We start from the raw sequence: 15,154 nt of genomic DNA, 5'->3' as shown, positions 1-15,154 counted from the left end.
GTCTAAGTTGAAATGTTAGCTAGGCGAGTTTTAATTCACTAAAGAGCTCAAATAACTGGTTCGATTTATACGGCTTAGGTAAATAAGCATCCATGCCTGCCGCAAAACAGTTGTGGATGTCTTCTTCCAAAACACTCGCAGTGAGTGCGATAATCATCGTTTTTTCACGTCCTGCTTTCTTTTCCCAACGACGAATTTCTTTCGTCGCGGTCAGTCCATCCATCACGGGCATCATGCAGTCCATTAAAATTGCATCGAATTCTTCTCCCTTTGTGATGGCTTCTAACGCTTCTTGACCGTTGCTTGTTATCAAATAGTCATAACCTGCTTTATCCAGAAAGAAACTCGCTATTTTCTGGTTCATCAAGTTATCCTCCGCAATTAAGATCCTGCGATGAGAGCGCGACGCTCGATATTCAGAGCTGACAACATTATTGGTGACATTGTCACTTGATATGGTCTTTTCAACCTTAGCTAAATCATCAATGACATGCTTAAATCGATTGCCAAGGAAAGGTAATGTGAGTACGGCATGTACTTTTTCTGCATTTTCGTAGGGAGTGGATAAATGATGCTGGCAAATAATCACACGGCGAAGATCGTAATTAAATGATAGATTATCCAAGATTTCATCGGTATTAGCGTCGTTACTGTGGCACAGAAATATGACATCAAAGTCATCATTTATCGCTTGCACTTCATTCACATTATTAACACCAAAGAGATTGATTTTCGCTAAGCGACACTCTTTTAATACTTGGTCGGCGTAGTCGTAATTTGAGCAGATCAAAAGCCCTTTATTAATCACCTCCGAACGCCAGCCAAACACCGGAATTGCTTCAACCTCAATCGAGAATTCAAAGCATGTGCCCACTCCTTTTGTAGATGTTGCTACGAGCTTGCCCCCCATCATCGACACAAGCTGACAACAAATTGCCAAACCCAACCCTGTACCGCCAAATTGCCTCGACACTCCTTCATCTTCCTGAGTAAAGGGTTCAAAAATCGTGGTTAACTTATCTTGATCAATGCCTATTCCGGTATCTTCTACTTTAAACGTCAGCACTCCACGTTCTTTCTCAAGTAATTCCTCATAACTAACATCAACGCATACATGCCCACTTTCGGTAAACTTAACCGCATTCGATACCAGATTCGTAACTACCTGTTTGACACGATGATCATCGACCATCACGCGAATGGGGATATTTTCAGCTAAATTAATACCTAACTTTAGCTGTTTAGATGTTGCTTTGGATTGGAATAAAATCACCGACTGATACACGACTTCTCGGATATCCGCTTCTACTAGTGACAGCTCCAATCGTCCAGACTCGATTTTAGAGAGATCCAATATATCGTTAAGTAAAGTAAGCAGTGTTTGAGATGAGGAGTCAATGTCATCAACAACTTCTTGTTGATGCGAAGACAACTCACTTTGAGAGAGTATTTCTGTCATGCCCATGATCCCGTTAAGGGGCGTGCGTATTTCATGTGACATGTTGGCAAGAAACACAGATTTTGCACGATTAGCCGATACTGCTGACTCTTTTGCATGCAGTATTTCTTCAGTTTGTCTCTGCATTTCTTCAACCACTCGATTCACTTGCTGAGCAAAAATGGTCAGTTCATCACTTCCATCAACTTTGACTTTTGTTTGCTTCTCTTCGGAGTTGATCAACGCGTTTAAAGTATGAATGATCGCATCGAGTTTGCTGTTAACTCGGAACCAAGTACTAAATCCGAGCCAACAAAGCAGGATAACCACTAAGGCGACGCCAAAACTGATCATCGCTATATTGGCCTTTTGTTCATGAACCTGCGTGAGAAGCGACTGCTCAGTTTGTTTGGTGAACCCATCAATGAGCACTTGTAAGCGCTGCACACGAAAATCGAGTTCTTTTAAATACGCGGTGTAGTCACTTTGTGACATGTCTCCTGACATTAATTGTCCGCGAGACGCTAAGTTTCTCTGATATCTCGGCGAAGTAAACAAGCCAAGCAATTTATCCACTTGCTCGTATGACCCACCTAAGTTTAAAAACGCATCCAAATTTTGCTGCTGTCGGTCAATCGCCTGATAAAACATACTTTGACTTAGCCGACTCTCAGGGTCTTGGACTAAACGGTTCGTCAGCCAAGCTTCTTTCTGTGTCCAAAAAGAGAGCTGAGCAAGGTAGGCAATAAAATTTTGCATGCGAATGCCATCGTCACTGCCATACCATTGATGATTTTGCAACAAAGAGCGCGACATATTTTGGAGCTGTTGAAATGCCCAATCACCCAGGTCGTCCATCTCACTCAATCTACCTGACAATACCCCCAGCATGGCTTCTTTCAGTTCATCAGCATACTCAGCAGTATTAGGGTTACTCACAAACTTTTGATGCAAAGAAGAAATAACTTCACCTTGTTCTTCAATATTAATGGCTGCAGAGACTTGAAGATCAGGCTGTCGGCGTACTTTCTCTATGGAGTAAATAAAGTGGGAGGCCTTGGATATCAATTGGAAACCTTGAATATTGCTAACCGTTTGATTGAGACGGCTCACGCGCAACGCATTATCAGAAAACTGCTGAACTGCAAACACCACTATTACCACAGCGGGTAATAGTGCGAGGAGTGCTAAGCGTGTTTTTATTGATAATCTCAACATCCATCAGCCTAATGGTTGATTTCATCCGTTTATTTAATATTAGACTAGTTTCTTGCATTGAAAGGCATATACGACATTGTTACTTTCAAACAACATTCACCTACCTAGATTATGGTTATTGTGAGTGTTTTATCATCGGCTAATGAAGTGGCAATTGTGATTCAAGTCATATTTTTTGATCTTAAAGTTGGATGCAAACAATAAAGTTTCACTCACAACTAAGAGTCGCATCACTTTTCAGGAAATCATCTATTGTATGTTTACCTATTGAGTTGCCTTATCGAGTCAAATCACACAAAAATGCAAAATATCCATTTTTGTCAACAAAACTAATTTGAAAGCAAACGTTATCATCGCAAAAAAAGTAAGTTACTTTCTAAATGTCAATACGTGAAAACCACTGCTTTAGTCACATTAATCCACCACTAACGTCCCCTTAAGTAGTGTTTTACACTGGATTTAATTTTCCTAGCAGAATAAGGACTCCGACCTTAGAATCCGCACACATAACTATTACAACCCGATTACATAACCCACCACACTCTTGCACGCTGCCGAAGAGGCAACAGCAGAGAGTATGGTTAGCCCCCAAAACGTGAAAGGTCTAATACAACAATGAGTCCAGAGAAATATCTCCAAGACTGGCAAACTAGCCAAACGATTGCTGAATCTATTTCCCCTCTAATTGGTAAGCTATATCGTCAAAAAGGAATCGAAGTGGTTCTGTTTGGTAAAACGCTTATTAATGCTACTACTATAGACATTCTCAAAACTCATCGCGTTGCAAGACGTTATACCGGTAACCCACTTTCGCTTGAGCACACGATGCCTATTATTCAAGCGCTTTGTGAAATGAGCATTTCTTCATGCCGTGTCGATGTTGGCCAATTGGCAACTATGTACTGGAATGAACATGACGATACAAGCTCTCTAAACGATTTCCTTATCACTGCACTTGATGGCGCTCGCGACGCAGATTCTTCATTGAAAGCGCGTGATGTGGTTCTTTACGGGTTCGGTCGCATTGGTCGACTACTTACTCGCCTTCTCATTGAGAAAAGTGGTCCAGGTTACCCACTAAGACTACGTGCGATTGTGGTTCGTGGCGGTAAAAAAGGCGATTTGGAGAAGCGTGCTAGCTTGCTGCGTCGTGACTCAGTTCACGGTCAGTTCAACGGTAGCATTGTTATCGATGAAGAGCGTAAAGCACTGATCGTTAACGGCAACTACATCCAAATCATCTACGCAAATAACCCAAGCGAAGTGGATTACTCAGCTTTCGGTATCAATAACGCGCTAGTTGTTGATAACACAGGTGTTTGGCGTGATTCTGAAGGTCTGAGCCAGCACTTAGCGTGTAAAGGCGCAGAGAAAGTACTGCTAACAGCACCAGGTAAAGGTGACATCAAAAACGTTGTATTCGGTGTAAATGAGTCGGTAATTAAAGAAGATGACACCATCATCTCTGCGGCAAGCTGTACAACAAATGCAATCACGCCAGTCCTTAAGGCTCTGAACGATAAATATGGTGTTCTTTCTGGCCATATTGAAACCGTGCACTCATACACAAACGACCAAAATTTGATCGACAACTTCCACTCTGGTGACCGTCGCGGACGTAGTGCTTCACTAAACATGGTTCTGACTTCAACAGGTGCGGCAAAAGCAGTTGCTAAAGCATTGCCAGAGCTTGCAGGCAAGCTAACAGGCAACGCGATACGCGTACCGACACCAAACGTTTCTATGGCAGTCGCTAATCTAAACTTAGGTGAAGACGTAGACCGTGATTCACTGAACGATTACTTGCGTGAAATGGCGTTGAACTCTGAGCTTTCGGCACAGATTGACTACACCGATTCAACAGAAATTGTATCAACTGACTTAGTTGGCTCTCGCCATGCAGGCGTCGTAGATGGTCAAGCGACTATCGCACAAGACAAGCGTTGTGTACTTTACATCTGGTACGACAACGAATTCGGTTACAGCTGCCAAGTTGTGCACTGTATGGAACAAATGATGGGTGTTCGTTACCAAACATTCCCTCGATAGGTGAACTTTGCTCCACAACGTTAACCACATAGCGTAACGGACAATATCTCATATTTGTTCTAAATAATAAGCGCCATGCGCATTACTAATATTTTTCCCCGTTTATACGCCTGATCACTCTCAGGCGTTTTTTCGTTTCATTCATTTGACACTCTCCGGACAAAGTAAACGTCAGCATTCATGTTTTGTTCATGTTCACAGCATTAATCTGAGCACATAAATTACAGAGAGGTCATGATTATGAATCGGATTATTGTAACTGCACTAGCACTGATTACCGGCTTTTTTACGTTAGTATTTAGCTTGATCATTGCGATTCCGTTGACCATCGCAGCATTAATTACCGGCAAGCGTATTGAAAATCGCGTCAAGAAAATGCAGAGAGAAATGCACGAAGAATATGAATTTAATACAGGTAAAGCAGATGCGATTGAAGGTGAATTTGAAGAGGTTCGACGGTAAGTAAATAAGATTTAGATGAGTTTCTCTCCCCAGACCGCTCCTGAGAAACTTCTTGCTTTCACCCTGTCCTTAAAATGGCAGGGTGCTTTTTTGAAAAGCAGCCACACGGGCTGCTTTTAGTATTTCTGTCTTGCGAGCTTGTCTATACCGTTACGACCACTCTAAGAGCCAGCAGCATGAGTACTACCCCTGACAAACGATCAATCAACACTGCCTTAGAGCGAATTCTGTCAACGACTTTAGAGCTCGATAGCACTAGGGTAATAAAGGTGTACCAAAGCCCATCCACAACAAACGGCGTGGCAACAATGATCATCTGATTACTCAAATCATTACCGAGCGCGACAAACTGACTGAATAATGCGATAAAAAACAAAGCAATTTTGGGACTTAAAATCGAGATAAAAAAGCCTTCTCGCGCAGACTGGATTACCGTTGTTTCCTCACCTGACTCCAACTTCGCAGCCACACCACCTTTTGAACGCAAAGCATTAAACCCTAAATACGCAAGATATGCCGCACCCACAAGGCTAATCGTCTTGAACAGCATCGGGCTTTGCTGCAAAACAACAGCGAGCCCAATCAAGGTAATAAACGCATATATACCAATGCCAAACGCATGAGCCCAAGCCGTAGCTAATCCATTGATACGTCCACCAGCCAACGAGTGCTTAGCGACAATAGCTAAACTGGGACCTGGTGACATAGCCCCTAATAAACACACGGTAAAAAGTGATAACCAAACTGTTAGTGTCATAAGAATCTCCCCTCTTTGACGCTCACTCTATCAACGGAAGAGGTATAATTAGAAATCAAAGTTATTCATACTAATCATGACTTCAAGTCATAGCTAAACGGTGTACGTATTAGCGAATGGAATATTCAGAAATTTGCATTACTGAGCGAATCTCTTCTCGCACCCATTTATGCGCAGGATCCGTGTCGTATTTGGGGTGCCACATTAACCAATATTGATGAATAGGTGTTTCGAGTGGTAATGCTTTATGGGTTAAGTCCCAATGCTTAGCGAGGTTAACGGCAATATGTTCAGGAGCCACCATCAGGTGCTCACTTGCAACTAAGCGATTGATCGCAGCAGAGAAGAATGGAACCTTAAAGGTAACGTGGCGGGTGTGCCCTAGCTCTTTCAATGCTAAATCAGTGTAGGAATCTTTGTCTCCGCCGCCAGTCACTTTGATGTGTGAATATGAAATCAAGTCTTCAATACTGATCTGGTCCTGCTTTGCTAACGGATGAGAAGATTTCATCAAACAAACTGATGAATCCTCACCAATTTTAACGCTCGACACACTCTGTGGTTTTTCTGGATACATAGAAGACGCGATATGGATGCCCGTCTCATGAAGTTTATCAAGAAAGTTGGGTTGCCACAGTCGGTACGCCATATCTAACTGTGGCGCTTGTTCACCCAAGTGAGAGGCAATATCGGGCAATACGTATTGCGCCACGTAGTCACTAGAAGCAATAACAAGCTCACCTTGCCACTGCCGCGGCTCAAAAGGTTGGTCATCGAGTAAATGGTCAAACTCAGCCAGTAATGCATCAAGCTTTGATTTTAACGCTATTGCTCGTGGCGTTGGTATCAGTTGATTACCTTGACGAATAAGCAGTGGGTCACCACACAGATCGCGCAATTGTGCAAGCTGTCGACTGACGGCAGACTGCGTAATGTGCAAACGGTCTGCGGTCCGGCTGACATGACACTCCTCTAAAAGTACATGCAAGGATCTAAGTAGATTCAAATTAATGTTGTTTAACATATTCGCTCTGAAGGGTTTTCAACATGGCATCCATTCATGGTCACTTCACAAACAGGTTCCCAGTCGTGTTAAAGAATTCAGCTAAGACGGTATGAGTCATCAGGTTTCGAAGCTCTGGATATCGTTGAATTTGATCTCTGATTTCGTTCAAGCGAGCCATCGTAGGCACTTCGACAAAAACCATCATGTCCGTCTCACCGCTGATCGCATGACACCATTTTACGCCATCAATTTTGTATAACTCGTCCGCGTATGATTCGCAATAATACGTAGAGGTTGATTTATCGAACTTTAAGGCAAAATAGGCGCAAATCGAATCCCCACCCGAAGGCGCAATTTCAGCGTGATACCCTAGAATCACTTTGTCATGCTCTAGCTTACGAATACGGGCCGTTACCGCAGAACGAGAAAGGTTTACTTTATCCGCAATTTCAGTCACCGACAGCCGAGCGTTGTGCCTGAGCAGATCCACAATCTTATGATCAAACTTGTCCATACCGTTACCAAGCTTTCCTTATTTTTCTCATTCTATACCGATTCTAACTGCATAAGAAACCAACATTTTGTTGGAATTATTTAAAACAACCGTCATATTGACGGTTTAGTAAATCATTTTGTTATTAACATTTTGGATATGCTATTTGGCGGGCATGAGATGAGTGCTGTTATCCATTTCAACAGAAAATAGATAACACATTGAAATCAAATTCCCAACTTAAGTACTCAGCACATAAATAGCATCGCTTAAACACATAAAACGAAATAACCAGAAGCCACAAGCTTTTTCGTAATAAACCTCATAACATTGGATGAATCAATTCGCATGGAAGAGCTCAAAAAAGACATTTCACTCACATCAGGTATCGCACAGTTATCCACCACATTAATGGGAACGGGGCTGTTTATGATCCCGGCTATCGCAGCAGGTATAGCTGGCCATTTTTCACTATGGGCTTGGATTTTATTGTTCATCGCGATTTGTCCTATTGCGCTGACTTTTGCTCAACTGGGTAAACGATACCCCAACGCGGGCGGAACAGCCTTTTTTGTACGCAAAGCCTTTAACGCCAAACTGGAAAGTAGTGTCGCTTGGCTATTTGTTAGTGTCATTCCGGTAGGGGTTCCGGCCGCGATTGCACTCGCCGCAGGCTTCCTACAACAAATATTGCCAGAGCCTATTAGCAACAATCTGTTTGCACAAGTTCTCACGGTAGTACTTCTTGTGTTCGTCAACTTGATGGGCACAAAATCATCAGGTCATTTACAAACTCTTATTGCTTTGAGTGTCTTCGCACTTGTTGGCGCATTTTTATGGAAAGGCGACGTTAACAGCGCCGATCTTGTGATGCCCGCCATCACACAAGAGTCAATTTGGCCTATTACCGCAGCGTTAGGCGTGATGTTCTGGTGTTTTGTTGGCATAGAGGCTTTTGCCCATATGGGGGAAGAGTTCAAAAACCCTCAAAGAGATTTCCCTATTGCCATTGTGGTCGGTTGTTTTGTAGCAGGGGCTACCTATTGGGCATGCTCTGTCGTTATTTTAAAATTTGGCGCGTATGGTAACGCTCAATTTGATAACGCATCCATCCCCTGGCTTAGTGCCCAACTACTAGGCGATGGAGCCAAATGGATAATCAGCTTGATAGGTTTCTCCGCTTGTTTCGCGAGCGTTAACTTATACACACAGAGCCTAGCGCGAATGGTCTGGGCTCAAGCTCGGGAACATCGTCCTTCTAGTCCACTAGCCAAGATTTCGCGTCGTGGTGTCCCTTTCTCAGCCACCATATTAGTTGGCGGTATATTATTGATATCTTGTGTGATAGGAACCCTATCACAGCTCGATCTGGAGTTTTTCCTAAAACTCGCAAACAGTGTATTCGTTCTGGTTTACATGTTGGCGATGTTAGCCGCTTTTAAATTGCTTCGAGGATTTGGTAAAACACTTGCGGGACTGTCCCTACTGCTTTGTACCGGTGTTTTTATATGTTTAGGCTGGTCAATGTTTTATGCACTTGGCATTTTTACTCTACTTTTACTGCCTTGGAAACAGTGGCGACATAAGCGACAAACACGTGTAGTTGAATAGTCATCGCTTCCCATTTCGAAATATGTGAGCTAAACGTTGGATACCAGCGTCTATGTTCTCTAACGCGATATTGCCGTAACCAAGCACGGCACCATGCCAGTGACGTGCTTGAAAATCTGGGTGTTCATAATAGCTCAAAGGTCGCAAGATGATCCCTTCATGCTCTGCTAGTTTTATAAAACGCTGCTCATCCATACCGTCTTGCCATTTCAACGTAACATGAAGCCCCGCCGCTTGGCTAACGACGCAAACACGGTCGCCAAAATGCTGTTGAATGGATACATGCATCTGTTCATGCTTAGTTTTGTAGAGTCGACGCATTTTTCGAATATGACGTAATAACCCACCTTCAGTAATAAAGTCTGCCAATGCTTCTTGTGTATGCGTCGGCGAATCACCACTTAACGCATCCTTAACCACTAAGCATTGCTCTACTAAACGTTCAGGAACTACAAGGTAGCCAAGCCGCAATCCGTTAAACATCACTTTACTGAAGGAACCCACATACAACACGCGATCATCTCGACCCATTTGAGCTGCTAGCCCCTGTAAACTGGTATAGGGACGATGAGCAAACTGAAATTCGCTGTCATAATCGTCCTCGATGATCCAACTTGATTGTTCGACCGCCCAGTTGATGATCTTTCCTCTTTGCTCGGTATTGAGTGTGGTACCCATCGGATATTGATTACTTGGTGTAATATACAGCGCATCGGCATCGCTTGAGGTCACCGCTTCCACATCAAAACCTAATTTCTCTGTTACGAACAAAGGCTCAAATTGATAGTTTTGGAACTGAATCAACTTCCGCATTTGCGCGTAACCTGGTTGCTCCATCAGAACCTTATCACCTTGTTTGAGCACTACCATCGTCGCAATCGACAACGCTTGCTGCGCCCCAGAGGTAATAATAATGCGCTCTGGAGAACAATTCACTGAACGGCTTGATGCGAGGTAGTCAGCTAAAGCACAGCGCAATGCCCAACTACCCTGAATATCTTGATTCCCCAACAAGCAAGTACGAGACATATGGCGAGTGAGTAACTTTTGCCATTGCGCCATCGGAAATGCGTCCAAATCCGGCACACCCGGTGCAAATGCGCGGTTGATATCAAAGTGAGCTTTCGGTGATGAGTCTCTCTGAACTGAACTAGGTTCAGGCAAGTACTGCTCTGGCAGTTCTACGGCAACATAAAAGCCAGAACCTTTTTGGCTGTTCAAGTACCCTTCCGCCACTAACTGTTCGTAGGCAGAAATCACGGTATTCCTACTTAGATTAAGCTCTTGTGAAAGCTTCCGCGTAGAAGGCAGCTTCCCATTCTTCACCCACAGTCCTTGAACAATTTTCTTGCGAATAGCCAAAAACAACGCTTGCTGACGCGTTCCTTCACTGTCTTTTAAATGCAGGTCACCGATATCAATCAAAGACAAACTGGATCCATCCATTAGTTAAAACTGGCTCTCTTTAAGCTACCAGTTAAACGCTACATTGCAATCAAAGAATGAGGATCAATCGCTCGTAATCGTGAGCAAACAAGGAGAGAAAATGCTATCCAACACCAATAGAACGGAAATTAAGAAAGGCGCACATAAAGCCGTCTCTGATGTTAGCAAACTGCACGCCATCATAGATGACAGCCTAATCGCTCATATTGCGATAACCAACGAGTCAGGCCCTGTGGTCATCCCTATGCTGGCATGGCGTGTCGATGATTACGTGTATATCCATGGTGCCAACAACAGTCGACTGTTACGCTCACTCAAACAAGGAGTGCAAACGTGCTTAACCTTTACTTTGTTTGATGGTTGGGTATTGGCTCGAAGTGCGTTTCACCACAGTGCGCATTATCGCAGTGCTGTGGTCTTTGGCCAGTTTGAGGTGGTGGAAGATAACCAAGAGAAAGACAGGTTGCTGAATCACTTTATTGAACAGATCGCTCCGGGGAGAACAGAACAAGTCCGTTTGAGTAATGAAAAAGAACTCAAAGCCACCATGCTGCTGCGTATTCCACTCACAGAAGCATCGGTGAAAATCAGCAATTTTGGCGTCAACGACGATGCGGAAGACATGGACATCCCTGTTTGGGCAGGTGTCCTACCCTACCAAACCGTCGTAGGTCCGCTGCAAGCTTGTGACGATTTGTATGAAGGTATCGCAGAGCCAGACTACCGCAGTGCCTACTCTAACCGTTGGCAGGAATAAGCACCGTAAAACGTGCGCCGCCTAAGTAACTCTCGCCGACAGAAAGCTCCCACCCCAGTTGCCGCGCTGCACTGGTAGCGATGGCAAGCCCTAAACCAAAGCCTTTCATGTCGGCGTTGCGGCTTTTGTCTAAGCGCGAAAATGGCATAAATACTTCTTCTCGCATCGCCTCAGGGATGCCCGGACCATCGTCCTCAATATCGATGCTCCAGCAATCCGCTACCGTTCGAATCGTCACCTCAACGCAGGACTCACCATAACGCTTGGCGTTTTGCAGTAAATTATCGAGGACAAGGTTACCCAAAGTAGGCTGAAAGTGAATCAATTGGTTCGCGAGTTTATTTTCTGCTCTCAACATGGCGGACTCTAAGCCTAGGTAATTCATGCGGCTTTTACACCAAAGTGGCAGTTCCATGGTTTCAACAGAATCGATCCATGAGTGGTTTTTCACACTCAAGCGAGACAGCATGACAATGTCGGACGTTAAATCCGTCACGACATCAACGTATCGTTCAATATCGTCATGTAACTCTGCCTGCATTTCACCACTCGTGCGTCGAGCTAAATCCGTCGCTAGCTGAATACGACTCAGCGGAGTGCGCACTTCATGAGGAATAGCTTGAGTAAAGATGTGTGTTTGGCGCACTCGTCTCTCAATCTCTTCAGACATGCAGTTGAAGCCTTGGGCGAGCTCTTTCACGGGTTGCGAAAATTGCTTTAGCTCGACTCGCGTATTCAACTCACCAGAACCAAATTGTTGTTGCGCAGCCGTTAGTTGCCGAATTTGGCGGTCAAGACGTCGTACAGGTATGTAAACCATAATGCCTAAACTGCATACAACAACCAAAAGTAGAGTAAGTATAAATACAATCTCAGAATCTTCATTCCAATCAACGTGTGGGCTAAAGAAATCCGTTTTTTCTTTGAAAACTAAACTCTTCGAAGTGTTAGGCAAAGGGAATACCGCAGCATAGGTACTGCCATCAATAAGATAAACAGGTATCCCTTGCATACGGTACAGCAGATTACAATCTCGACAAGGCGGTGATCCGTCCCAGTTTTCAACCAATGTTAAATCAAAGATAAAGAAATCTTGCTTGCCGTTTTCGGTTAACTTCTTGTAGAGAGAATCCGGAGTGCCTCGTTGCTCAATGTATTGATCGACAAAATAAGCACCGTCACTCAAAAAAACACCGACTTCTGTTTTGCGCATGTACTCTTCCCCCATAAAGAGAAACAAAGCAACAGTCAGCGCAAGGCCAGTTACTAACCCCACATATAGACGAGTAAACAGGGAAAACATGCGTCATTTACCTGTCAGCATGTAGCCGTGGTGACGTATGGTTTTAATGGTAGCCGTATGGATATGAGCCTTAGAGAATTTCTTCCTTAGTGAGGATATACGCATATCAATCGAACGATCAGTAATACAGTATTCAATGCCTCGGGCAAGACGGCAACATGATTCACGAGATACTGGCTTATCGACATTCAGCATCAGGAGCTCTAAAATTTCAAACTCAGAACTCGTTAAACCAATATCTTTTTGCAAATAAAATGCTTGGGAGCGACGAAGACAAAGACTAATGCCATATCGGCTCAGCTTTTCTTCTTCAACGATATCAACTTGACGACAATAGCGACGCAACGCTGCTTCAATACGGGCGAGAAGGATATTGCCTTTTATCGGTTTGGTAAGGTAATCATCAGCACCAAACTTAAATAAGCTCACCTCGCTCATTTCATCATCGGTCGCAGTCAAAACAATGATAATACCATGATAAAACTTACGCGCCTCTTGACATATTTCTGCGCCATTTTTTCCTGGTAACATCAAATCTAACAGCACTAGGTCCGGCTTGAGCCCCTTAATCGTTTCTAATGCATTTTGACCGTTATCGATGACAGTTACCGTATATCCTTCGGCTTCGAGGTACATTTTGGTTAATCGAGCAATCTCTGAGTCGTCTTCTACCAGTAAGATTGTATTACCCACCATGAATCATTTACTCCACCAATATGATGGAGGGAGTATATCGCTCGTCCTATACTGCGCAACCTACTTAAATGATAATTTTAATAAAACGCAGGCTTACATACGCTTACAAACCATACATATACGATAATCCTAATCATTCTATACCCCTAAAGCCATGCAATAACCTGAGGTTTTATTCATTATCAGAATATAGCTTCACATAGAAAATAAAATTCGGAATAAAAATCCACTATATTTTCAAATGTATCGAATAATAGGTCTTACCAAAAAACAATACCAACATATATGACTTAGTTTGCTTATATAGACAGGACTTTATGTTGCTTCTAAGTTTCTTGCTCTAATAAAGTCTACGAGTAACATGAAATGAGATATTCCAAATTAACACCTTTAGCCATATTTTGCGCGATAAGTCTAACTGCTTGTGGCGGCAGTGAATCTAATTCGAAACCATCGACAACGACACCTCCAACACCACCAGTGCCAACATTGAGCACTGTCACAATCCCAACTGTCGTTTCTACAGAGTTTCCGGCCAAGTTAAAAGTAGCGGCAGATGCGGGCTTCACCCACTATGTGAAAATCTCCCTTTCCGAAGCAAACAACAACGATACATTTCACATTGTGGCCGTTGATGACGGTGCGAATAATGAAAAAATCTTTCGTGCAGCCAAAATCATCCAACACCTTCTAACAAACCAACCAGACTCTAAGTACGGTGCTGACAAGTCTCTTATCGCTAAGACATTAGCCGAGCGTGATGCCACATTAATGCTGACCGAAAACGACGAACAGAATGATGAGATGTTAACCAAAATCTTTATCAACGAACTGATTCGCCAAGACAAATTGAACGATGCAGTTACAAACTCGGGCTTAGCACACTCTTTTGATACGAGTTCTCTAGAAAAGTTTGTTGTAAGCATGATCGTACTTAACGAAGATGATATGGATACACTTGTCACATCTATCGCGTCAACATTAGTAACTAGTGAAGAAACACCAAACTGGCTAAGGAATAGCCAATCTTTAATGTATCGAGAACTGACAGTTGAAGGCGATTGCCATTACATGAGTAATTTTGCCGATTACTGCGCCAATCTTGGTAAAAAAGCCGAACGAGACGCCGCTTTTGAAGAAATTTTACACTTGGTCCAAGCGCAAGGTATTGCACCTAACACGGCGACTGCGGCACTGCAAAATGACATTCAAGCTCATGCGTTAAGCATCTATAACGATATTCAATCGGGCAAACCGACGGTGTGGCGCCCTACTCAGTATGACTGGGACGATTGGAAATCGGACGACTTCGATCCTGAAAGTGTGAAACAAACGGGCCCTTCATATTCTCACGAATATTTTGCTGCCGCTTTTGAAGCGTACATGGGCGTAGCAAAAGCAAACGGACATGGTTTAGATGGCTACCAAGCGTTAACGCGTGAAGAAATGCAAACCCAAGATCCACAAGCCGTTGATTGGATCAGTGGCTTATTCCACGGATACTTGCAATATACCGCGAATATCGACTCTGCGGGCGTCAAGCTCTACACCGAAAAGACAAATCCAGGCACAGTACCTACCTTCCGTATGGCTCCCAACAAAGACGGTTTGATAGAAGCGTACACCTACAAATCTCAGTGGCTAACAAAAGTGAAGATCATTGGCGACGACGCGATGAATGTGATCGGTAATGATCAAAACAATACTTTTGAAGGCAACAGCAAAGACAACAGCATTTATGGTGAAGGCGGTATCAACACCTATATCGTGCCACACAAACTGGCGGAATGTACTGTTATCAAAGCAAAGAGTGTTTCTGTTGAGTGCCCAAATACAGGCACTGACGAGTTGTACGACATTCAGAACATCCAATTCACCGACCAAACCCTAGATGTAACCAAGCTATAAACAATGAAAA

General features: G+C 43.5%; 12 protein-coding genes. 5 read left to right on the top strand and 7 right to left on the bottom strand.

All coding sequences use genetic code 11. From position 1 onward, the window contains the following. Positions 1-19 precede the first annotated feature (19 nt). Entirely contained in the window at positions 20-2,656 is a 2,637-nt protein-coding gene (locus IQP38_RS19500) for a hybrid sensor histidine kinase/response regulator (protein ID WP_017635171.1), read from the bottom strand. Between the two features lie 615 nt (positions 2,657-3,271). Here IQP38_RS19500 and IQP38_RS19495 point away from each other — a divergent pair. Together IQP38_RS19495 and IQP38_RS19490 are read left to right on the top strand one after the other, a co-directional pair. Further along, positions 3,272-4,705, top strand: a complete 1,434-nt coding sequence (locus tag IQP38_RS19495) for a glyceraldehyde-3-phosphate dehydrogenase (protein WP_025767937.1) — start codon at positions 3,272-3,274, stop codon at positions 4,703-4,705. 240 nt (positions 4,706-4,945) lie between these two features. Then, complete coding sequence (locus IQP38_RS19490; RefSeq protein WP_021035939.1) at positions 4,946-5,167, top strand: hypothetical protein; 222 nt, start codon at positions 4,946-4,948, stop codon at positions 5,165-5,167. Between the two features lie 142 nt (positions 5,168-5,309). Here IQP38_RS19490 and IQP38_RS19485 read toward each other — a convergent pair whose 3' ends face one another. The 3 genes from IQP38_RS19485 to IQP38_RS19475 all read right to left on the bottom strand — a co-directional run bounded on the left by IQP38_RS19485 (position 5,310) and on the right by IQP38_RS19475 (position 7,444). Next, positions 5,310-5,924: a LysE family translocator gene (locus IQP38_RS19485; protein WP_005373611.1), complete on the bottom strand. Its 615-nt coding sequence runs from the start codon at positions 5,922-5,924 to the stop codon at positions 5,310-5,312. Between the two features lie 109 nt (positions 5,925-6,033). After that, positions 6,034-6,948, bottom strand: coding sequence for a LysR family transcriptional regulator (locus IQP38_RS19480; protein ID WP_017819875.1), 915 nt, complete (start codon positions 6,946-6,948; stop codon positions 6,034-6,036). 40 nt (positions 6,949-6,988) lie between these two features. Next, entirely contained in the window at positions 6,989-7,444 is a 456-nt protein-coding gene (locus IQP38_RS19475) for an Lrp/AsnC family transcriptional regulator (RefSeq protein ID WP_005373615.1), read from the bottom strand. Positions 7,445-7,771: 327 nt separating this feature from the next. Here IQP38_RS19475 and yjeH point away from each other — a divergent pair, with 327 nt between their 5' ends. Then, on the top strand, positions 7,772-9,034 hold the full coding sequence (yjeH, locus tag IQP38_RS19470; protein ID WP_017635168.1) for an L-methionine/branched-chain amino acid transporter: 1,263 nt from the start codon (positions 7,772-7,774) through the stop codon (positions 9,032-9,034). Here the strand turns inward: yjeH and IQP38_RS19465 are convergent, their stop codons facing one another. Beyond that, on the bottom strand, positions 9,035-10,480 hold the full coding sequence (locus IQP38_RS19465) for a PLP-dependent aminotransferase family protein (protein ID WP_017635167.1): 1,446 nt from the start codon (positions 10,478-10,480) through the stop codon (positions 9,035-9,037). 100 nt (positions 10,481-10,580) lie between these two features. Here IQP38_RS19465 and IQP38_RS19460 point away from each other — a divergent pair, with 100 nt between their 5' ends. Continuing rightward, positions 10,581-11,237, top strand: coding sequence for a pyridoxamine 5'-phosphate oxidase family protein (locus tag IQP38_RS19460; protein WP_017635166.1), 657 nt, complete (start codon positions 10,581-10,583; stop codon positions 11,235-11,237). On the opposite strand, the gene IQP38_RS19455 is transcribed toward IQP38_RS19460, so the two are convergent. Continuing rightward, positions 11,218-12,540: an ATP-binding protein gene (locus tag IQP38_RS19455; RefSeq protein WP_047101179.1), complete on the bottom strand. Its 1,323-nt coding sequence runs from the start codon at positions 12,538-12,540 to the stop codon at positions 11,218-11,220. The genes IQP38_RS19460 and IQP38_RS19455 overlap by 20 nt on opposite strands. A 3-nt stretch (positions 12,541-12,543) precedes the next feature. Further along, positions 12,544-13,236 (bottom strand): response regulator transcription factor, encoded by a 693-nt coding sequence (locus IQP38_RS19450; RefSeq protein WP_005373624.1) that lies wholly within the window; start codon positions 13,234-13,236, stop codon positions 12,544-12,546. Positions 13,237-13,602: 366 nt separating this feature from the next. On the opposite strand from IQP38_RS19450, the gene IQP38_RS19445 reads away from it, so the two are divergent. Next, a complete protein-coding gene (locus IQP38_RS19445; RefSeq protein WP_033906362.1) occupies positions 13,603-15,144 on the top strand; it encodes a hypothetical protein in 1,542 nt (513 codons plus the stop codon). Positions 15,145-15,154 lie beyond the last annotated feature (10 nt).

The organism is Vibrio sp. OPT41, from assembly GCF_015163595.1.
Classification (GTDB): Bacteria; Pseudomonadota; Gammaproteobacteria; order Enterobacterales; family Vibrionaceae; genus Vibrio; species Vibrio alginolyticus.
The sequence above is the reverse complement of the archived record's forward strand: the minus strand, read 5'-3'. Positions and strand labels throughout refer to the sequence as shown.